This is a genomic window from Streptomyces sp. NPDC087422, from assembly GCF_044744145.1.
Classification (GTDB): Bacteria; Actinomycetota; Actinomycetes; order Streptomycetales; family Streptomycetaceae; genus Actinacidiphila.
Genome location: NZ_JBIUXT010000017.1, coordinates 14,250 through 33,673 on the forward strand (window position 1 = coordinate 14,250; position 19,424 = coordinate 33,673).

Annotated in this window: 16 protein-coding genes; 7 read left to right on the top strand and 9 right to left on the bottom strand. The window is 75.4% G+C overall.

Features of this window, described 5'->3' with window-relative positions; translation table 11 throughout:
• Positions 1 to 16 precede the first annotated feature (16 nt).
• The 7 genes from ACIO6U_RS34100 to ACIO6U_RS34130 form a co-directional block, all read right to left on the bottom strand.
• Entirely contained in the window at positions 17 to 1,402 is a 1,386-nt protein-coding gene (locus ACIO6U_RS34100) for a protoporphyrinogen/coproporphyrinogen oxidase (RefSeq protein ID WP_401725067.1), read from the bottom strand.
• Complete coding sequence (locus ACIO6U_RS34105; RefSeq protein WP_401725070.1) at positions 1,393 to 3,024, bottom strand: AMP-binding protein; 1,632 nt, start codon at positions 3,022 to 3,024, stop codon at positions 1,393 to 1,395. Before ACIO6U_RS34105 ends, ACIO6U_RS34100 begins: the two co-directional genes overlap by 10 nt.
• Positions 3,021 to 4,064: a UbiA family prenyltransferase gene (locus ACIO6U_RS34110; RefSeq protein ID WP_401725073.1), complete on the bottom strand. Its 1,044-nt coding sequence runs from the start codon at positions 4,062 to 4,064 to the stop codon at positions 3,021 to 3,023. Before ACIO6U_RS34110 ends, ACIO6U_RS34105 begins: the two co-directional genes overlap by 4 nt.
• A 43-nt stretch (positions 4,065 to 4,107) precedes the next feature.
• Positions 4,108 to 5,859, bottom strand: a complete 1,752-nt coding sequence (locus tag ACIO6U_RS34115; RefSeq protein ID WP_401725076.1) for a class I adenylate-forming enzyme family protein — start codon at positions 5,857 to 5,859, stop codon at positions 4,108 to 4,110.
• The gene (locus ACIO6U_RS34120; protein ID WP_401725078.1) at positions 5,856 to 7,472 is read right to left on the bottom strand and encodes a CoA transferase; all 1,617 of its coding nucleotides are present in this window, start codon (positions 7,470 to 7,472) and stop codon (positions 5,856 to 5,858) included. The genes ACIO6U_RS34115 and ACIO6U_RS34120 overlap by 4 nt, the downstream gene beginning before the upstream one ends.
• Positions 7,469 to 8,308, bottom strand: coding sequence for a class I SAM-dependent methyltransferase (locus ACIO6U_RS34125; RefSeq protein ID WP_401313601.1), 840 nt, complete (start codon positions 8,306 to 8,308; stop codon positions 7,469 to 7,471). The genes ACIO6U_RS34120 and ACIO6U_RS34125 overlap by 4 nt, the downstream gene beginning before the upstream one ends.
• 77 nt (positions 8,309 to 8,385) lie before the next feature.
• The gene (locus ACIO6U_RS34130) at positions 8,386 to 8,892 is read right to left on the bottom strand and encodes a hypothetical protein (protein ID WP_355333292.1); all 507 of its coding nucleotides are present in this window, start codon (positions 8,890 to 8,892) and stop codon (positions 8,386 to 8,388) included.
• 364 nt (positions 8,893 to 9,256) lie between these two features.
• On the opposite strand from ACIO6U_RS34130, the gene ACIO6U_RS34135 reads away from it, so the two are divergent.
• Positions 9,257 to 10,507, top strand: a complete 1,251-nt coding sequence (locus ACIO6U_RS34135; protein ID WP_401725081.1) for a nucleotide sugar dehydrogenase — start codon at positions 9,257 to 9,259, stop codon at positions 10,505 to 10,507.
• Between the two features lie 24 nt (positions 10,508 to 10,531).
• On the opposite strand, the gene ACIO6U_RS34140 is transcribed toward ACIO6U_RS34135, so the two are convergent.
• Entirely contained in the window at positions 10,532 to 11,791 is a 1,260-nt protein-coding gene (locus ACIO6U_RS34140; RefSeq protein WP_401725084.1) for a DegT/DnrJ/EryC1/StrS family aminotransferase, read from the bottom strand.
• Positions 11,788 to 12,990, bottom strand: a complete 1,203-nt coding sequence (locus ACIO6U_RS34145; protein ID WP_401725087.1) for a DegT/DnrJ/EryC1/StrS family aminotransferase — start codon at positions 12,988 to 12,990, stop codon at positions 11,788 to 11,790. The genes ACIO6U_RS34140 and ACIO6U_RS34145 overlap by 4 nt, the downstream gene beginning before the upstream one ends.
• A 410-nt stretch (positions 12,991 to 13,400) precedes the next feature.
• On the opposite strand from ACIO6U_RS34145, the gene ACIO6U_RS34150 reads away from it, so the two are divergent.
• The 6 genes from ACIO6U_RS34150 to ACIO6U_RS34175 are packed head-to-tail and all read left to right on the top strand — an operon-like array spanning position 13,401 to position 19,420.
• Positions 13,401 to 14,447 (top strand): Gfo/Idh/MocA family oxidoreductase, encoded by a 1,047-nt coding sequence (locus ACIO6U_RS34150; RefSeq protein ID WP_401725090.1) that lies wholly within the window; start codon positions 13,401 to 13,403, stop codon positions 14,445 to 14,447.
• Positions 14,437 to 15,384 carry a sugar phosphate isomerase/epimerase family protein gene (locus tag ACIO6U_RS34155; RefSeq protein ID WP_401725093.1) on the top strand — a complete coding sequence of 316 codons (948 nt, stop codon included), beginning with the start codon at positions 14,437 to 14,439 and terminating at the stop codon, positions 15,382 to 15,384. Before ACIO6U_RS34150 ends, ACIO6U_RS34155 begins: the two co-directional genes overlap by 11 nt.
• Positions 15,381 to 16,847, top strand: coding sequence for a M20/M25/M40 family metallo-hydrolase (locus ACIO6U_RS34160; protein WP_401725096.1), 1,467 nt, complete (start codon positions 15,381 to 15,383; stop codon positions 16,845 to 16,847). The genes ACIO6U_RS34155 and ACIO6U_RS34160 overlap by 4 nt, the downstream gene beginning before the upstream one ends.
• Positions 16,831 to 17,937 carry an Ldh family oxidoreductase gene (locus ACIO6U_RS34165; protein ID WP_401725099.1) on the top strand — a complete coding sequence of 369 codons (1,107 nt, stop codon included), beginning with the start codon at positions 16,831 to 16,833 and terminating at the stop codon, positions 17,935 to 17,937. The genes ACIO6U_RS34160 and ACIO6U_RS34165 overlap by 17 nt, the downstream gene beginning before the upstream one ends.
• A complete protein-coding gene (locus ACIO6U_RS34170; RefSeq protein WP_401725102.1) occupies positions 17,934 to 18,872 on the top strand; it encodes a Gfo/Idh/MocA family protein in 939 nt (312 codons plus the stop codon). Before ACIO6U_RS34165 ends, ACIO6U_RS34170 begins: the two co-directional genes overlap by 4 nt.
• The gene (locus tag ACIO6U_RS34175; protein ID WP_401725105.1) at positions 18,866 to 19,420 is read left to right on the top strand and encodes a DUF6917 domain-containing protein; all 555 of its coding nucleotides are present in this window, start codon (positions 18,866 to 18,868) and stop codon (positions 19,418 to 19,420) included. Before ACIO6U_RS34170 ends, ACIO6U_RS34175 begins: the two co-directional genes overlap by 7 nt.
• Positions 19,421 to 19,424 lie beyond the last annotated feature (4 nt).

Genomic DNA, 19,424 nt, shown 5'->3' on the forward strand with positions numbered 1-19,424 from the left:
GGACATGTGCGCCGAATCACGCGGGTCGACCGGTGGGTGCCGGGCTCACCGCGCGCTTCGGACGAGAGGGGTGGGCCGTGCGCGCGGCGACGCGTCGCGCGGCCAATTCCGCCGAGCGGACCGCGCCCTCGCTGCTGGGCCGCAGGAGAGTCCAGTCGCCGACGTAGTCGACGGGCCCCGCGGGCCGGGCGGCGAAGGCCGCGCGCAGGCCCAGCGCGGCGGGGGTGGCTTCGGGCAGGCCGTACCGGAAGCGGTGCACGAGCGTGCGGGTGGTGGCCTCGCCGAGCCCCGGCAGAAAGCGTTCGGCCTCGCCGACGAGCGTACGGGTGACCTCGGCGTCGTCGGCGTCCAGCAGGCGCGGGCCGATCGCGGGCGAGGCGAAGAGGCTGACCATCCCGCGGCCCGGCGGGACGCGCCCCTCGGCCTTGAGGTGGTCGAGGAGCAGCCCGCCGCAGATCCGGCTCTCGGTCGCGGGAACGGACAGGGCGTAGCTGGGGGCGCGGGTCGGGCTGGGCAGCGGTCGGTCGAGGAGGCAGACGGCCTTGAGCATGGGGGTGAAGGAACAGGCCGCCAGATAGGCGCGTTCGTCGGGCGACGGGTCGGCGTACAGGGACAGCGCGACCGGTGCCGGTACGGCGATCAGGATCTGACGCACCGTCAAGATCCCGCCGTCGGCGAGGTGCAGCCGTGCCTCGTCCGCGCCGGTCCGCTCAACGGCCGTGACCGAGCTGCCGAGTTGTACGGGGACCCGTTCGGCCAGGGCGCGCGGGAGGGTGTCCATGCCGGTGGTGTAAGTGGTCCAGCGGGCTCCCGCGCCGCCGACCGCGAGCAGCGTGGCGAGCATGGGGGCGGCGGCCGAGCGTTCCGAGTGCCAGCCGAAGCAGTGGCCCGACAGCGGCTGGAGCAGGCGGTCGTGCACGTCGGGGTGGTAGGCGCGGGCGTACTCGGCGAGGGTGGCCGTGCCGGGCGGCGCGAGTTCGGGCCGGTCGGCGTCGAAGTCCCCGCGGCGGCGCAGCAGTCGGGCGGTGAAGCGCAGCCAGTCCAGCCGCCCGCGCCAGGACATGCCCGCGCCGGTGAGCAGCCCCGCCGGGTGGCCGAGCCGGGCGTGGGCGCGGCCCTCGTGCCAGAGGGCGAATCCGGCCCGCACCGGGGTGAGGTGTGCGGGCGGCACGGCGAGTTCGTCGATGAGGCGCCAGGTGGCCTGGTAGCCGCGGGTGGCGATGGTCTCCGCTCCCTCGTCGACGAGGCAGCCGTCGACGAGGGAGCTGGCCATGCGTCCGCCGACGCGCGGGGCGGCCTCGAAGACCCGCACGGAGCGGCCCGCCCGTTGCAGCCGGTAGGCGGCGGCGAGGCCGCCGATGCCGCCGCCGACGACCGCGACGTCGAGGTCCGTCACGTCCATCTCCCGGTTCCGTGGGTGGCGGTGCCGGCGAGGTAGCGGTCGCGCAGCTCGTGGCGGCGGACCTTGCCGGTGGCGGTGCGCGGGACGGCGTCCCAGTCCACCGTGAGGGGTTCGGCGAGCGCGGGCAGGTCGCGTACGGCGTGCCGCCAACGGGCCGGGTCGATGGGCGCGTTGACGACCAGGACGGTCTGCGGGTCGCGGTCCACGACGCCGAGGACGACGGCCTCCTCGACCTCGGGCAGCCGGTCGTGCAGGACGTCCTCCAGCTCCACGCAGCTCAGCCCCGGGATCATGTCGACCTCCCGGTCCAGCAGGATCAGCGAGCCGCCGCGCGTGCGGACCGCGAGGTCTCCGGTGTTGAACCAGGGCCCGTGCGCCTTCTCGTCCCAGCGGTCCTGTTCGCCGAGGTAGCCGAGGCAGCGGGCCTTGGTCCGGGTGAGGACGAGGCCGACCTGTCCGCGCGGCACGGGCTGGAAGGTCCGCGGGTCCACCACCCGCAGGCCGACCCAGCCGGGGACCGGGCGGCCGAGGTCGCGGGTGGTGGGGTGGCGCTCCGCGCGCCGGGCCAGCGCCCCTCGGGTGAGGAAGCGGAAGGTGAGCGGCCCGGTCTCGGTCTGGCCCCAGCCCTGCATCCACAGCGGCCGGGCGCGCCGGCTGGCGTCGAGGAAGACCCGCACGGTCGGCGGGTGGACGGCGTCGAAGGTGGAGATGTACATGCGCACGTGCCGGAAGGGACTGTCGGGCTCGGCGGCCAGGCGCTGCCAGCGCACATACGTGGAGGGCAGCGCTTCCAGGACGGTGGGCGGGTGCGCGGTCAGGGTGCGGCGGGCCGCGTCGGGATCGGAGTCGGCGACGATCACGGCCTCGCGGGGCTGGTGCCACAGCGCGCTGACGGTCCAGGCGAGCGCGCGGCCGTGCGCGAAGGAGATGGCGCTGGCGACGGTGTCGCCGGCGCGCGGGGTGACCACGGGCCAGCGCCTGGCCTCGAATCCGGCGAGCCGCCGGATGAGCGTCGTGGTGGAGTGGACGACCAGCTTGGGCACGCCGGTGGTCCCCGAGGTGTGGTGCACGGCCAGCGGCTCGCCGTCACCGCGGCGGTGGATCGGGGCGAGCGGCCGTGCGGGCAGGTCGTGGAAGGAGCGGACCGGCTGGGGCGGCCGGGTGTCGTCCGGTACCGAGTCGTGCAGGCTCGCGCTGTCCAGGGTCAGCGTGCACGCGCTGTGGCGCGCCAGCTCGACATCGGCTCTGGCGGCCTTGCGCAGCAGGTGCGTCTGGGTGACCAGGACGGCGGGGCGCAGCCGTTCGAGCAGGGTGTCGAGCACCTCGGGGGCGAGGTGGTCGGAGAGCAGCGCGGGGACGGCGCCGATCCGGACGGCGGCGCAGGCGAGCAGGACGTAGTCCCAGTGGTTGCGCTTGACGACGGCCACGTGGTCGCCGGGGCCCGCTCCCGCCGCGGCGAGCCGGGCGGCGGTGTCCCGTACCAGGCCGGCCAGTTGGGGCACCGTCCACCGGGTGCCCTCCTCGGGCGCGAGGTCGAGGGGGCGGCTGAGGTGGACGACGGTCGCCGAGCCGCGGCGGGCGAGCGCGTCGAAGACGATGCCGGGGTCGAGGGGCTTGGTCACCGGGTCACCGCCAGCAGCAGGTCGGCCGCGATCATCAGCGCGGTGGCGAGGCGGTGCAGCCGGATGCCGCGGGTGCGGGCCCCCAGAACGTCACCGCGCCGATTGCCGCGTACCCACTGGCGGGCGCGCAGCACGAGGACGGGCGACATGAGCGGCGGGAACCACCACGGCGCGATCCCGGCGACGGCGGGGACGACGATCAGCAGGGCCTCCAGCCCGGAAACCCCGGCGATGAAGGCGGAGTTGCCGCGCTCGGAGGCGACGGCGGCCACGGTCAGCCGCCCGACCGCTTGGTCCCCGTCCCGGTCGTTGATGTTGGAGTAGACGCCGAACAGCACGGGGCCGAGCCCGAAGATCAGCGCCTGCACGACGACGAAGCCGGGTGCGCCGCCGTTCAGCAGGCCGAAGAGCGGCAGCACATAGCCCCAGCCGAGCGCGGCCAGGAAGATCTCCTGGCCGCCGCGGTAGCTGAACTTCAGCCACCAGGAGTACTGGAACCCGAAGAGCGCGCAGGCCGCCGTGCCGAGCACCGCCCACAGCGGCCGGGCGGGAGCGGCGAGGACGGCCGCGCCCCAGAACAGCGCGCACAGCGCGACCGCCGCCCAGCCGAACCGGATCGCCTGCCGCTCGGTGAGCGTCCCGGCGACCAGCGGTTTACGGGCGAGGCGGCGGGCGGCGGCGTCCGGGCCGTAGTTGGCCGCGTCGCTGCCGTCGCGGTAGCCGGTCACGTCGTCGAAGGCGACCATCCCGGCCACCATGGTCAGTTCGCCCAGGAAGAACAGGACCAGCACGAGCGCGGCGCGTCCCGTGGTCTCGGGCCGGAGCCCGGCCCCGGTGACGAGCCCGGCCCCGGTGACGACGCCGAACGGGACGAGCATCGCGGCGGCCAGCGGGATGCTCAGGTAGTAGTCGAGGATGTCCAGCTTGGCCAGCTTGGCGTAGGCGCGCCAACTGCCGGGCGCGATCGGCGAGGTGTCGGCGGCGGGAACGGCGCCGACGGGGGGCCTGGCCGCGGTGTCGAGTACGGGCGCGGGTTCCATGGGCGGGTGCTCCTCCTGCGGTGCGGTGTGGCTCAGGCGCTGCTCAGCGCCGGGGGGCGCGTACCGGGTCTTCTGGCGGGCGGGCGAGGGCCGCGGCGGCGAGGGTGCGGCGGCAGACCTTGCCGGTGGCCCCGAGCGGCAACCGGTCCAGGTGCAGCACGAGTTCGGGCAGCTTGCGCCGGGCCAGACCGCGCTCGCCGGTCAGATACGCGGACAGCGCCGCGACGGTCAACGGCTCCGTGCCCGGGCGCTGGACCAGGAAGGCGCACAGCCGCTCGCCGAGATCCGGGTCGGGGACGGGTACGCAGGCGGCCTCGGCGACGTGCGGGTGGGTGTGCAGCTCCTCCTCGACCTCGGCGGGGCTGATCGTCCAGCCGCCGCGGATCACGGTCTGCCTGATCCGGTCCAGGACGCGCAGCGAACCGTCGGCGTCGAAGACTCCGAGGTCACCGGTCCTGATCCAGCCGTCGTCGGTGCGGTAGCGCAGGTCGAGGTCGGGCGCGCCGACGTAGGCCAGCGGGCTCATCGGGCCGCGGGCCTGGATCTCGCCGCTGTGCCCCGCGGGCAGCGGCCGGTCGTCGGCGCCGCAGACGCGCAGGTCGGTGACGCGCGGGTCCGGGTGTCCGACGCGGCGGACGTCGCCGTCAGAACCGGTCCAGGTGATACGGCAGTTCACGCCGTCGCTCGACCCGTAGACGTTGGTGACCGGGCGGCCGAAGCGGCGCAGCGCGGCGGCGAGGACGGTGGAGGTGAGCGGGGCGCCGCTGGAGACGACGGCCCGCAGCGAGCCCAGGTCCTCGCCGGGCACGGTGGGGTGGTCGGCGATCCGGCCCAGCATGGTGGGTACGGCGACGACGTGGGTGGGCCGCCAGTCGGTGACGGCGCGCAGGGCGGCGCCGGGGTCGAAGCGGTCCAGCAGGTGGAGGGTCGCGCCGCAGCGGGCGAGGGCGACCAGTCCGAAGGAGCCGAAGGAGGAGGCGAGCGGGACCAGGACGAGCGCGGCCGGGACGCCGTCCTCGGCGCTTTCGCCGGTGCCGGGGTCGCCGCCTGGCGTGTCCTGGCCGGTGCGGGTGGCCGTGTCGTGTCCGGCGCCCCCGCCGCGCAGCACCGCGTCCACGTAACTGCCGCGTCCGCCGAGCAGCGCGTTGTGGCTGTAGGCGGTCATCTTGGGCGCGGCCTCGGAGCCCGAGGAGACCAGGACGCGGGCCGGGTCCTCGGGGTCCACGACGGCGGGGACGCATCCGTCGGGGTCGCCGTAGAGGAGTTCCCCGACCGTGGTGAGGCGTTCCAGGTACGGGAGCGGGCCGTGCCGGTGGTCCAGTGGGGTGTCGCTCACCATGTAGCGGGCGCGGGACAGCTCCAGCAGGGCGTGGCTCTCGCGGGTGCCCTGCCCCGTGGGCCAGGGAAGGGCGACCGCGCCGACGGCGGCGACGGCGAGGTCCGTGGCCAGCGCGGGCCAGCCGCCGTTCAGCCGGATGCCGACCACATCGCCGGGGCCCGCGCCGAGCGCGCCCAGCGCCGACGCCATCCCGCGTACCCGCACGTCGAGTTCGCGGTAGGTCAGCGCGAGGCCGGGAGTGCGTACGGCCGTCCGGTCGCCGTGGTCGCGTACGTGCTCGGCGAAGGCCGCGTACAGCCCCGTGTCGGGACACTCCTCACGCCGGGCCCAGCGCCGCCGCAGCGGGGCCGGGACCGTGTCGCGCAGCACGAGGCCGTTGCGGGACCGCCATGTGCGTCCGGCCGCCGCCCGTACGGGAGGTGTCGCGTCGGTCGGCGTCTCCACCGGAGTGGTCATCGGTGGAACTCCCAGGGGTTTGCGGCCCGCGTGCACAGGTCGCGGTCGAGGGCGGGCGCGAGGCGGGGGTCCGCCGCGAGGTCGGTCAGGTCGGCGCGGTCGGGGACCGTCGTCCGCGCGGGAGCCGAGCGGAACCGCGGCCCGCACAGCAGCCGGGCGGCGGACAGCAGCGAGGAGGTGACGGCCTGTCCGCGCCCGGTCCGCCGGGCCGCGAGCAGCCCCGCGACGGCGCCTTCCGCGCAGATCACGCCGCCGAGCACGTCGGTGAGGGTGAGCAGGGACGGTGTCGGCGGCAGTCCCGGCGGGGTGACCAGGGCGGCGAGGCCCGTCCACGCCTGTACGGGGAAGTCGGTGCCGACCGGAGGCCGGGAGCCGCGCTCGTCGCCCCAGCCGGAGGCGGCGGCGTGCACCAGGCCGGGGCGGTGGGCGGTCAGGGTGTCGGCGTCGAGCCCGAACCGCCGGTCCTTGCCGGGGGCCAGGCTGTGCAGGAACACCTCGGCCCCCGCGAGGAGTTCGCGGACCGCGGCGCGGCCGGACGCGGTGGTGAGATCCGCCTCCACCGTCTCCTTGCCGTCGTTCAGGGCCGTGAAGCGGGCCGATGTGCCGCCCGCCATGGGCGGCACGCCCCGCATCGGGTCGCCGCCCGGCGGCTCGACGCGGACGACGCGCGCTCCGAGCAGCCGCAGCAGGTGCCCGGCGAGCGGGCCCTGGACGCGGCGGCACACCTCGACGACGGTCACCCCGTCCAGCGGCGCCCCGGTGCCGGGCGCGGCCTGCGGCGCGGCCGGCGGGCCGGTGGGGCGCAGCCGCCAGGGCCGCTCGTCGCCGTCCGCCCACGGAGGCGGCCCCGCGGCGACCGGGGTCAGATCCACGCCGATCGCGTCGGCGAGGCGGCCGAGTTCGGGGAAGGGCAGCCGGGCGACGGCCTCGTGGAGGGCGGGCGGGAGCGGGCAGACCGCGGTGGCGTACCGCTGCTGGAAGGGGAGCCAGCCGCGCGCGGCGTCCGCGCGGTCCACGCCGAGCGCGGACCAGAAGCCGCGCCACGCCTCGGGGTCCAGGGTCTCCAGTTCGAACCGGACGCCGTCGGCGGCGGCGAAGGGCGGGCCGCCGGGGGCGTGGCGTTCCGGCCAGTCGTCGGCCGCGGTCGCGGCGGCCAGGTACTGGCCGACCGAGAGCAGCGCCGCCTGGGCGACCGAGGTGGTGACGCGGGTCTCGCCGCCGTCGTCGGCGGGCCCGGCGGCCAGCGCGGCGAGGGTGCCGGTGGCGGCGAGCGCGCCCGCGACGCAGGAGGCGTAGTCGACGCCGAGCGGGGTCGGTCCTCCGTAGCGGCGGCCGTGCACCTGCGTCAGACCGCACGCGGCCTGTACGTCGGCCTCGCTGGTCAGCGGGAGGTCCACGGGCCCGGCCCAGCTCACCTCGCAGCGCGCGCGGACCCGGCCGTAGTGCGCGGTGAACGCTCCCGACCTGCCGTGCTCGGTGCCGCAGCCGAGCGCCCGCAGGTGGGCGACGGCGAGCCGGACGGCCGTGGCGGGCGCGCCGTCGCGCGCGGAAACCGGCGCCGTGCCGATACGCGGCGCCGCGGTGGTACGGGGGCCGGCCGCGGTGGCCGTCACTCCGGTCGCCTCGCCTGGACGCAGTACAGGACGCAGGAGGCGGCGCGGAAGTCCGGGTGGCGCATCGCGTCGCGCGCCGCGAGCAGTTCGTCCTCCGTCATCCCGTGCTCCAGGAGCGCGTCCCGCAGGTGGTAGGTGTGGTGCAGTTGCAGCCGCAGTCCCGGGGAGTCCGCCGTCCAGGGCACGAGGTGCGGTACGGGTTCGATGCCGGTGAATCCGGCGGCCCGCAGGTCGGCGGCGCAGGTGCGGCCCCACGCGGGGTCGGCTCCCGCGGCCCGCAGCACGCGGCCCTTGGCCGCCCGGAACGCCTCGTAGCCCGCGCGGGTGCGCTCGTCGGGGGCGAGGAGCACCGGCGCGTAGTCGATGTCGAACTCCTCCAACTGGAGGTGCCCGCCGGGCCGCAGGGCGCGCAGCAGCCGGCCGAGCACGGCCCGCCGCTGGGGCAGGTGGGTGAGCACCAGGCGGGAGTGGACGAGGTCGAAGGCCGCGTCGGGGAGCGGGTCGCGCACGATGTCGTGGCGGCGCTGTTCGAGACCGGGGCGGGCGGGGATGTGCTCGGGCTTGATGTCGGTGGCCAGCACGCTGCCGCCGGGCGCGGTGCGGTCGGCCAGCCACAGGGCGACGCTGCCGCCGCCCGCTCCCGCCTCCAGGCAGTCCCAGCCGGGGCCGACGCCGGTCTCCGCCAGCCGCGCGGTGGTGATCGCGTCGTGCGCGGCGGCCAGGCAGCGGTGCTGCTCGGTGGCGTACGGGCTGTCGTTGTCGAAGGCGTAGTCGCCTTCGGGGCGGTCGGCCGTCGCCGCCGTGGCGGTGGTCGTGCCGGGACTCGCGGCTGGCATGGACTCTCCGGTGCGTGGGCGGGGTGGCGGTGGGCCGCCGTCCGGACGGCGGCCCACCGGAAAGGACTTCAGATCCCTCAGGCGTCCCAGCTCACGGTGTAGACCGCGAGCGCGGTGTTGGTGAAGTGGGCCGCGCCGGTGAGGCCCTTGTAGGCGCCCGTGCCGCCGACGACGACGCCGTCGAAGGACTTCGGGTAGGTCGCGGTGAGCGGGTTCTGGATCGGGAAGACCACCGAGAGGGCGACCTGGTCACCGCCGTTGAAGACGATGTTCGCGTGGCAGAACGCGGTCACCTCCTTGGCGGAGATGGCGTCCTTGTCGCACATGTCGTAGGCGGTGCCGACCGGCTTCCCGGAGGAGTCCTTGACCGTGGCGCTGCCGCCGAAGCCCGCGCCCACGGTGCTGGCGGCGGCGCCCGCGCTGTTGTTGCCGCTGAAGTCCAGCGTCAGCGACGGCGGGGTGGCGCGTACCTGCGTGGCGGTCGCGGTGGCGGTGGCGGAGGAACCGGCCACCAGGGCGAGGGCTGCGGCGCCGGTGGCGGTGGCTGCGACAGCGGCACGCTTCGCCGTGACAAAACGGGTCATGAACTCTCCTCGAACGGTCCGGACCGAATGTCCGGGTTCGCACGAAGTGGACCATATCGGAAGAAGGTTCGCATATGACTGCGGGATGTGCCGCCGTCGCCGTGTCGCGGGGAGCCCGATGGCCCGATCGTGGCCCGGCCCGCTGCTCGTCGGCGCCGGACGCGGGTCGTCACCGGCCGCTCCCGGCTCCCGCGAAGGCCGGACCAGCGCCGACAGGGTGAAGAATTCACCCTCATGACCGCCGCCCGGCCGCCACACGCACGGGCCGGGCGGGGACTGGTTCAAGATCGCGGTGAGCGGGCCCCGGGGCGCCTTCCCGGACCGCCCGTCGCGCAGCGCCCACCGTCCCCGGGGAGTCTCGGTCATGTCCTTCGATCTGCTGGTGGTGGGCCTGGGATACGTGGGTCTGCCCCTCGCCCGCGCCGCCGCCGACGCCGGGCTCGCGGTGGCCGGATACGACATCGCGCCGTCGACCGTCGCCGCGCTGCGCGGCGGGCGGTCCCCGGTCCGTGACGTCACCGACGCGGACGTAAGCCGGATGCTCGCCGCCGGTTTCGCCGTCGACACCGACCCCGCGCCGCTCACGCGGGCCCAGGCCGTCGCGATCTGCGTCCCCACCGGCCTGACCCGCGAAGGAGGCCCCGACCTCGGCCCGCTCACCGCCGCCTGTCGTACGGTCGCCGCGCATCTGCGGCCGGGAACGCTGGTCGTCGTCGAATCGACCTCGTTCCCCGGCACCACCGAGGAGTTGGCCAGACCGCTGCTGGAGGCGTCGGGGCTGGTCGCGGGGAGGGACTTCCACCTCGGCTACTCCCCCGAACGCGTCGATCCGGCCAACCAGTTCTTCGGCATCGGCAACACGCCCAAGGTGGTCTCCGGGGTGACGCAGGTGTGCGCCAAGCAGTGCGCGGCGCTGTACGAGCGGTTCGTGGACCGGGTGATCGTGGCCCGCGGCACGCGCGAGGCGGAGCTGGCGAAGCTGCTGGAGAACACCTACCGCAGCGTCAACATCGCCCTGGTCAACGAATTCGCCCGCTACTGCCACGACGTGGGCGCGGACGTGTGGGACGTGGTGGCGTGCGCGGCGACGAAGCCCTTCGGCTTCCAGTCGTTCCGCCCCGGCCCCGGCGTCGGCGGGCACTGCATCCCGGTCGACCCGGTCTACCTGCTGCAAGGCGCGCCCGCCGACGCGTTCCAGGTCGTACGGGCCGCCCTGCGCGCGAACCGCGTCATGCCGGGCCATGTCGTCGCGCGCGCCTCGCGGTTGCTCCAGGACCGCGGGGTGCCGCTGCCGGGCGCCCGCGTCGCGCTGCTCGGCGCCGCGTACAAGCCCGACACCGACGACCTGCGCGAGTCGCCCGCGCTCGAGGTGGCGAGCGGGCTGCTCGACCTCGGCGCGCGGGTCGGCTGGCACGACCCGCACGCGGCGGACCTGCCGCTGGCGGACCCCCGGCTGCGGCGGTACGACGACGCGCTGTCGGCCGCGGCCGAGGCGGACCTGGTCGTCCTGCTCCAGGCCCACCGCGCCTACGACCTGGGCGCGATCACCAAGACGGCCCGGCTGCTCTTCGACACGACGGGCCGGCTGTCAGGGGAGCGCGTCGTACGGCTCTAGCACCTGTCCGGCGGACCGCGGGCGTCAGGGGGCCAGGGCGAACTCCCTGACGGCGTCGGCGATGTACTCCACCTGCGCGTCGCTCAGGTGCGGGTAGACGGGCAGGGAGAGGATCCGCTCGCCCGCGCGTTCCGCGGCGGGCCAGCTGTCGCCGGGGGCGGCGAAGCCGGAGAAGGCGGGCTGGCGGGGCAGCGGCAGCGGGTAGTAGACGTGCGAGTCGACACCGCGCTCGGCCAGGTGCGCCTTGAGCGCGTCGCGCCGGTCGCACTGGAGCGTGTAGACGTAATAGCAGCGGCCGTCGCGGCCGGGCGGCGGGGCGAGGACACCGCGCTCGGCGAGGTCGGCGAAGCGCTCGGTGTAGTGACCGGCGATCCGGGCGCGGCGCTCCAGACGGGCGGCCAGCCCCGGCAGGCGGTGGAGCTGGAAGGCGGCGAGCACCTCGTCGAACCGGCTGTTCCAGCCGATCCGGTGGTGGACGAAGCGGTGGACGCCGTCCTGCCCGTGGTTGCGCAGCATCCGTACCGTACGGCCCAGTTCCGCGTCGCGGGTGACGACCGCGCCGCCCTCCCCCGCCGTGCCGAAGGTCTTCACCTGGACGAAGGAGTAGACCCCCGCCTCGCCCGCCAGCCCCGCGGGAACCCCGCCCTGGACGCCGCCCTGCGCGACGGCGGAGTCCTCGACCAGCCGCAGCCCGCGGTCCCGCGCGAGCGCGGTCAGGCGCGGCATGTCCGCCATCACCGAGAACAGGTGAGCGGGCATCAGGGCCTTGGTGCGCGGGGTGATCCGGCGTTCCATGTCGTCGGGGTCGACCACCATGGTCCACGGGTCGATGTCGGCGAAGACCGGTGTCGCGCCGAGCGCCACGACCGAACCGGCCAGCGGCGCGCAGCCGAAGGCCGGGACCACGACCTCGTCGCCCGCGCCGACGTCCATCGCGGCCAGCACCAGGGTCAGCGCGCTGGTGCCGCTGCCGCAGGCGACGACGTCGGCGGCGCCGAGCTGTTCGCGCAGGGCCTGCTCGAAGCGGGCCGTGTGCTCGCCGAGGATGAACTTCTGGGCCGGTCCGGTGCCGGTCTCGCGCACGACGCGCAGCAGGTGCTCGCGGTCGGCCTCGAACAGGTCGGGGGGGAAGAACGGCAGCCGCGGGCGGTCGCCCCGGGCCGTCGCGGGCGCGGGGGGCGGGGGCACGGTGGTGGGCGTCGGAGGCACGGGAGCGGTCGCGGGCACCGGCGTGGTCCCGGGCATCGGCGTGGTCGCGGGCGTCGGCGTGGTCGCGGGCGTCATGGGCGGGCTCCGGCTCCGGAGAAGAAGTCCTGGACCAGATCGCAGACCCGGTCCACGGCCTCGGTGGTCAGATCGGGGTAGAGCGGCAGCGCGAGGGTGCGCGCGCAGGCGGCCTCGGCCACGGGAAAGTCGCCTGGCTGGTGGCCGAGTTCGGCGAAGCAGGGCTGGAGGTGCAGCGGGCTCGGGTAGTACGTCTCGGTGCTCACGCCGTGCGCGGCCAGGTGCCCGGCCAGCTCGTCACGGCGCTCGGCCTCGATCAGATAGACGTAGAAGACCGGATCGGCCGTGCCGCCGCGGGCCACGACCGTCGGCAGCCGCAGGATTCCCGGCGTTCCGGCCAGCCGCCGGCTGTACGCGTCGGCGAGCGCTTCCCTGCGGGCGATGTCCCCGTCCAGCCGGGTGAGCTTCGCGAGCAGTACGGACGCCTGCACGTCGTCCATCTTGCTGTTGCAGCCCGGCAGCGAACTGCTGGTGTTGATGGTGGTGAAGTCCGCGATGGTGCGCCCGAACCGGCCGTGGTGGCGCAGCGCGTCCACGGTACGGGCGATCTCGTCGTCGTCGGTGAGCACCGCCCCCGCGTCCCCGACCGCGCCCAGGGTCTTGGTCGGGAAGAACGACAGCACCCCTCCGGCGCCGAACAGCCCCGCGTGGACGCCCTCGCGGCGCATGCCGATCGCCTCGGCGCTGTCCTCGACCACGGTGAGCCCGTGCCGCCCGGCCAGTTCGCCGAGCCGTTCCACGTCCGCGAGCTGGCAGAAGAGGTGGACCGGCATCAGGAAGCGGCAGCGCGGGGTGAGCACGCGCTCCACCGAGGCGGGGTCGAGGGCGTACGTGACCGGGTCGATGTCCGCGAACACCGGCCGCCCGCCCGCCAGGACGACCGAGGAGGCGGAGGCCACGAAGCTGAAGGCCGGGACGACGACCTCGTCCCCCGGCCGCAGGCCGGCCGCGCGCAGCAGCAGGACCAGGGCGTCGGTGCCGCTGTTGACCCCGATGACGTGCCGGGCGCCGGTGTAGGCGGCGAGCGCCCGTTCCAGCTCCGCCACCTTGGTGCCGTGGGAGAACTTCCCGTCCTCGAACATCTCCGACAGGTGCCGCTCGATCCGCGGCCAGAGGGCGGAGAAGGACTCGGCCTGGGTGAAGAACGGCACGTCGGCGGGGGCCGGTTCGCGCGGGTCGACGGTGTGCTGGAGGTCCATCTCCGCCTCTCTGCTGCCCGGATACGCCGGGTACGCCGAATGCGCTGGTCCATCCGGACGCGGTCGTTCGTCCGGACTCTGTCGTTCGTCCCGACGCGGCGGTTCGCCCGGTCGTGCCGGACGGACCGGGCGTCCCGGACGCGCTGGAGGCCGACGCTATGCCAGGCCCTCGGCCGGACGGGGGTCGGCGGCGCGGCCGACGGGGGGATTCACACAAAAGGGCGCTATCGGCGCGTTTGTTTGACTTCGCCCGGTTCGGGCGAGCAGGCTAACCGACGTCGTCGCGCCCTGCCCTCTTTTTTCCGCAACTCCCCCCGGCGCCCGGCGCTTTCCCCCCGCTGTCCCGTACCGCCCTGTTCCGCTTCGTTTCCCCCGCCCCCACCGAAGTCGACGGAAGGCTGACGCAGGAGATGCCGCTGCGCACGATGGTCCTCGGCCTCGGCCGCGCGGGGGCGGGTCTCCACCTGCCGGTCCTCGCCAAGGCGCGGGACCTGCGGCCCCGGCTCTTCGCGCCGGAGCCGGTGATCGCCTTCGACCGCGACCCGGCCGAACGGGCCAGGGCGGCGGGCGACACCGGTCTGAGCGTCGTGGACTCGCTCGCGCGGGCGCGGGAGTCGCTGGACCCGGAGCGCACGGTCGTGCACATCTGCACCCCGCCGCTCGCCCGCGCCGAGGTCGTGGCCGAACTGCTCCGACTCGGCTTCCGCAGGCTGCTCTTGGAGAAGCCGCTCGCGGCGGGGCCGCGCGATCTCGCGCGGCTGGTGGAGCTGGTGGGGCGGCCCGGCGTCCAAGCCGCCGTCGTGGCGCCCTGGTTGGCGAGCACGCTCACCGACCGGCTGATCGCCCTCGTGGAGGAGCGGCCCGGTCTCGGCGCGCTGCGGCAGATCTCGGTCGTGCAGGACAAGCCGCGCTTCCAGCGCACGCTCGCCACCTCGGGGCACCCCACGGCGTTCGACATCGAGATCCCGCACGCGCTCGGCGTCCTGCTGCGGCTGGCCGGGGACGCCGAGGTGGTCGGCGCCTCGTGCACCGACCTGGACGTGGACGGACGGCGGCTGCCCCGGCTCGGCGGCGCCGAGGTGCGCCTGGCCCACCGCGACGGCGTGCTCGGCGACATCCGCTCCGACCTCACCTCACCGGTGCGCGAGCGCCGGATCACGCTCGGATTCGACGGCGGCACCGCCGTCGGCCACTACCCGGCCGACGCCGGCGACCACTACGCCCAACTGCGCCTGACCACACCGGAATGCCCGGCCGGGGACCGCGAGGTGTTCCGCGACGACGCCCTGACCGCGTTCATGCTCCGCGCCTACGCCGACTTCGCCGGGGACGACGGCCCCTGCCCCACGGACTTCGCGCGGCAGGCGCGCGTGGTCGGCCTGCTCACCGACGCCAAGAATCTGGCGGCCCCGCCCGACGCCTCGGGCCCACGAAGGGAGTTGGCCGGTGCCCGCTGAACAGCAGACCACCGTACGGGCGGACGAGCCGTTGCGCCTCACCGGGATCGGCGACGAGGCCGCGCTCGGCGTGGAGGGCCAGATCGCGGCCGTCAGCGCCTTGGGCTGGCGGTCGGTCGAGCTGCGGACCGTGGACGGCACGCCGGTCGCAGACCTGTCCCCTACCGCCTTCGACCGGGTCGCGGGGACGCTCGCGGACGCCGGGGTGTCGGTCGCCGCGGTGGACGCGAGGATCGGCGGCTGGGCCCGCCCGGTGACCGGTGACTTCGCCGCCGACCTGGCCGAACTCGCGGTCCTGGAACAGCGATGCGCCCGGCTCGGCACCCGCTTCGTCCGCGTGATGTCCTTCCCGAACGACGGGCTCGACGCCGACGCCTGGGAGCGTGAGGCGCTGCGCCGCGTCCGCGAACTCGCCCACCGCGCCGCCGAGTCGGGCCTGACGCTGCTGCACGAGAACTGCTCCGGCTGGGCGGGCGCCGACGCGACCCGTACGGTCCGCCTCCTGGAGACCGCGGGCCCGGGGCTCGCCCTGCTCTTCGACACCGGCAACGGCCCCGCGTACGGCTACGACGGCCACCGGCTGCTGACCGAACTGCTGCCGTACGCCGACCGAATCCTGCACGTCCACGTCAAGGACGCCGTCATCGCCCCCGACGGCCGCCCCGCCTACTGCGAGCCGGGCACCGGCGACCTGCGGATCGCCGACTGTCTGCGCGCCCTGCTGGCCCACGGCTACCGGGGCGCGCTGTCGATCGAACCGCACATCGCCGTACGGCCGCACGAGGACCACCGCGATCCGGAGGAGCGGTGCCACGCCGCCTTCGTCAGGAGCGGGGTGGCGCTGCGGAATCTGCTGGACGCGTGCGCGCGGGTGCCCGGCGGCACCATCGCGCACACCCCGCCGGACGGGGCGGCGTTGCGGGAGCCCGTTCAGTGAGCCCGCTCAGCCCCGCCGACCGCGCCCTGCTGCTCGACCTGCTCGCCCTGCCGACGGCCGGCCCGCTCGAGTGCGGCCCCGACGCGCCCGCACCCGCGCTGTGGGAGGCGCAGCGCCGTTACGCGGGGGCCGCCGCCGAACTCGGTTTCACCGTCCTGCACCACGCGGCCCCGCCGCCCGCCTGCGTCGACCGCGACGACGTACCGCTCCTGGTACGTCAAGCCGCCGCCGAGCGGCCGGAGTTCCTGGCCTGCCAGCCCAGCCTGGTGCTCGCCCTCGGCCCGGCCGGGGCACCGCGCGACCGTACGGTGATGTTCAACGTCCACCTCGACACCGTCGCGGGCCTCGAACCGGTCTCGTTCGACGGTGACCGCTTCCACGGCAGGGGCGCGATCGACGCGAAGGGCCCGGCCGTCGCGCTGCTGGCCGGACTGCGGCGCGCCCTGCGGGAGCGGCCCGAACTCCCCCGCGACACCCGGATTCTGGTGCAGGCCGTCTCCGGCGAGGAGGGCGGCGCGCTCGGCGCCTTCGGCACCCGTCCGCTCGTGGACGCCGGGCACCACGGGCGGCTCAACGTCTTCTGCGAACCCACCGGCGGCCGGGCCCTGACCCGCAGCACCGCGGCCATGACCGCGCGGCTGAGCGTCCGCGGCCGTGACGCGATCGACGACCGGCCCGAGGCGGGGCACAACGCCACCGTCCTGCTCGGCCATCTCGCCCAGCACCTCGCCGCCGCGCTCGACCCGCGACTCGACCCGGCCGACGGGCAGGTGTGCGTGGCGGGCCTGCGCACCGGCGACCTGCACAACCGCGTCTACGGCAGCGGCGACCTGCTGCTCAACCTCTCCTACGGCTCGGCCGCCACCGGACGGCGGCTGGAGCGGCTGCTGGGCGACGTCGTCGCCGAGGGGCTGGAGTCCTTCGGCGCCGCCTTCCGGCACAGCCGGCGGTTCGCCCGCACCGCGGCCGACGCGGCGGACATCCTGCGGCTGGACTGGCTCAAGCGCGGCCTGCCCGCGCTCGACGGCGACCCGTCGTGGCTCGGTCCGCTGCTCGACCGCGCCGAGGTGCCGCGGTGGCCCGCCGCCGAACCCGCCTTCACCTGCGACGCGATCTGGATGTCCGGCGTGCCCGACGCCCACACCGTGGTCCTGGGCCCCGGCAGCCTGGACGCCAACCGCGCCCACGCCGCGGGTGAGTTCGCCGATCTGGCCGACCTGGACGCCTTCGCGGCCACGGTCCCGCGCCTCCTGGCCGCCTTCGACGCGGCCGTGTCGCCTGCCGTGCCCGCGCCCGCCGTACCGCTCGCGCCGTCCGCGCCGCCGTCACTTCCCGCGCCGTCCACGCCACTTGCGCCGTCCACGCCCGTCAGCAGGAGGAACGAGCCCCATGCCGTTGTCGAGCCCGCCGCAGTCGACCCTTCCGGCGCGGGCGCCGGACCGTACCGTGCGCCTCGCGTATGAGGAGTTGCTGACCTTCGTCACCGGCGTCTTCACGCGGTGCGGTCTCGCCGGGGAGCGGGCGGCCACGGCGGCCGAGGCGCTGTGTTACGGCGATCTGGCCGGGATGAGCTCCCATGGCGTGACGAATCTGACCCGGCTGTATCTGCCGCTGTTCGAGGAGCGCCGCGCCGACCCGGCGGCCGAGCCGGACCGTACCGTGGATCTCGGCGCCGCGGTCCGCCTGGACGCCCGGCGCGCGCTCGGCCTGTGGGCCGCGGCCGACGCGATGGACCTGGCCGTCGAGCGCGCGGAGCGCTTCGGCGTCGGCCTGGTCAGCGTCCACAACGCCACCCATCTGGGCTGCGCCGGGTACCACGCGGCCCGCGCGGCGCACCGCGGCATGGTCGGCCTGGTGGCCTCCAACTGCGGCCGTCAGCGCATCGCCCGCCCGCCGGGCGGCCGGGTCACGATGCTCGGCACGAACCCGCTCGCCGTCGCGGCCCCCGCCGGGCCGCGCCACCCGTTCGTGCTCGACATGAGCACCACCGTCGTCCCCACCGGACGCGTGCGCGCCGCCGCCCGCGCGGGCCGGGCGGTGCCCGAGGGCTGGCTGACCGACGAGGCCGGGCTTCCGGTCACCGACCCGGCGGCCTTCGACCGCGGCCAGGCGTACCTGGGCTGGCTCGGCGGCGCACCGGCGACCGGCGCGTACAAGGGCTACGGGCTCGGGCTCGCGGTGGAGGTGCTGGCCGGTCTGGTCAGCGGCTCCGGCCTGGGCCCGGCCCCCGAGGCGCTGGACGGGGACGGGCGCCCCTCGGGCCGCGACGACGACATCGGGACTCTGGTCGCCGCCATCGCCCCCGCCATGCTCCGCCCGCGGGAGGACGTCGCCTCGGACGCCGACTCGCTGTTCGGCAGCCTGCTCGCCTGCCCGCCGGTCGACCCGGCCTCCCCCGTCCGCTACCCCGGCTGGACCGAGGGCGCGACGGCCGACGCCCACCGTGCGGACGGTGTGCCGGTCACCGCCGGGCAGTACCGCGAACTCGGCGATGTGGCAGGGCGGTTCGGCCTGACCGCGCCCGCCCCGCTGGACGGGGGCCTTCGCCGATGACCCGGCACTCGATCGCCGTCGTCGGCCTGGGCGTCATCTCCCGCTTCTACCTGGCCGCCCTCGACGCCTCCCCGGCGGCCCGCCTCGCCGCCGTCTGCGACCGCGACCCGGCCGCGCTCGCCGCCAGGGGCGGACAGGACGCGTCCGGGGCCGTACCCGCCTACCGCGACCACCGCGAACTCCTCGCCGCCGGGCCGCCGCTCGACGGCGTGGTGATCACCGTCCCGAACGACGCCCACGCGGCGCTCTGCGCCGACTTCCTGCGCGCGGGCGTACCGGTGTGCGTGGAGAAGCCGCTGGCCCTCACCGGCGCGGAGGGCGCCGAACTGACCGCGCTCGCGCAGGCGTCCGGGGTGCCGCTGTTCACCGCCTTCCACCGGCGCTACAACGCGGCGGTCGGGGCGCTGGCCGCCGGGCTGCCGCGGGACGTGCCGGTCGAGCGGGTCACGGTCCGGTACTTCGAGCGGATCGAGGAGCACATCGGGCGGGACCGCTGGTATCTGGACCCGGCCCGGTGCGGTGGCGGCTGCGTCGCCGACAACGGGCCCAACGCGTTCGACCTGGTGCGGCTGTTGCTGGGCGAGGTGACCGTCGAGACCGCCCGGATCGGCTACGACGGGACGGGGCTCGACCGCACCGCGACGATCGGGCTGCGCTCCGTTTCCGGCGCCGCGCGTGCCACGGTCGAGCTGGACTGGTCGTATCCGGGCGAGTTGAAGGACGTGACGGTCACGCTGGCCGACGGGTCCGTGCACCACGCCGACATGCTGGCCGGGCACCAGGGCTTCAAGTCCTCGCTCCGGCACGAGTACGCGGCGATCCTCGCGGACTTCACCGCCCGGCTCCGCGGTCCGTACCGCGTCGACCACGGCGGTACGGCGGCCCTGGAGCTGGTCGAGGCCGCGTACCGGCGTACGGAGGTGACGGCGTGCTGACCCCGCCCGCGGCGCGAGAGCCCGCCACGCACGAGCCCACCGCTCAAGAACCCGCCGTTCAAGAACCCGCCGTTCAAGAACCCACCGCTCAAGAGCCCACCGTTCAAGAGCCGACCCCCGAAAGGGCTGCCGCCCCGCGCGAGGACGGGCTCAAGCGCACCGTCCACGGCTGTCTGGTCAAGGTCCTGATCCACCGCCGCGACGACCGCGGCATGGCCCTGGAACCCCACGCCAGCCGCTGCGTGCGTGCGGGCGAGGTCCATGAGCTGGTCACCACCGACCACACCGACAGCGCGCCGGGGGCGCGGATCGACCGCGTGGGCTTCCTCGGCTTCGTCGAACTGGACCGCGGCGGCGTCATCGACCGCGGCGACACCGTCCGTATCGGCGGACGGACCGTCGGCACGGTCCTCGGCTTTGACGCCTGCCACTTCCCCAACCACTACAACATCCTCATCCACGCCGACGCCCCGGTGACCGGCGCCGACCTGGAGCTCACCCCCGAGACACCGGTCAGCTTCGAACAGACCCCGCCCCCACACCCCTGAGAGC

Coding starts and splice junctions, on each gene's coding strand:
- ACIO6U_RS34130 (WP_355333292.1), bottom strand. CDS start 8,892: ATGACCCGTTTTGTCACGGCGAAGCGTGCCGCTGTCGCAGCCACCGCC.
- ACIO6U_RS34110 (WP_401725073.1), bottom strand. CDS start 4,064: ATGGAACCCGCGCCCGTACTCGACACCGCGGCCAGGCCCCCCGTCGGC.
- ACIO6U_RS34140 (WP_401725084.1), bottom strand. CDS start 11,791: ATGACGCCCGCGACCACGCCGACGCCCGCGACCACGCCGATGCCCGGG.
- ACIO6U_RS34150 (WP_401725090.1), top strand. CDS start 13,401: ATGCCGCTGCGCACGATGGTCCTCGGCCTCGGCCGCGCGGGGGCGGGT.
- ACIO6U_RS34115 (WP_401725076.1), bottom strand. CDS start 5,859: ATGACCACTCCGGTGGAGACGCCGACCGACGCGACACCTCCCGTACGG.
- ACIO6U_RS34100 (WP_401725067.1), bottom strand. CDS start 1,402: ATGGACGTGACGGACCTCGACGTCGCGGTCGTCGGCGGCGGCATCGGC.
- ACIO6U_RS34145 (WP_401725087.1), bottom strand. CDS start 12,990: ATGGACCTCCAGCACACCGTCGACCCGCGCGAACCGGCCCCCGCCGAC.
- ACIO6U_RS34125 (WP_401313601.1), bottom strand. CDS start 8,308: ATGCCAGCCGCGAGTCCCGGCACGACCACCGCCACGGCGGCGACGGCC.
- ACIO6U_RS34135 (WP_401725081.1), top strand. CDS start 9,257: ATGTCCTTCGATCTGCTGGTGGTGGGCCTGGGATACGTGGGTCTGCCC.
- ACIO6U_RS34170 (WP_401725102.1), top strand. CDS start 17,934: ATGACCCGGCACTCGATCGCCGTCGTCGGCCTGGGCGTCATCTCCCGC.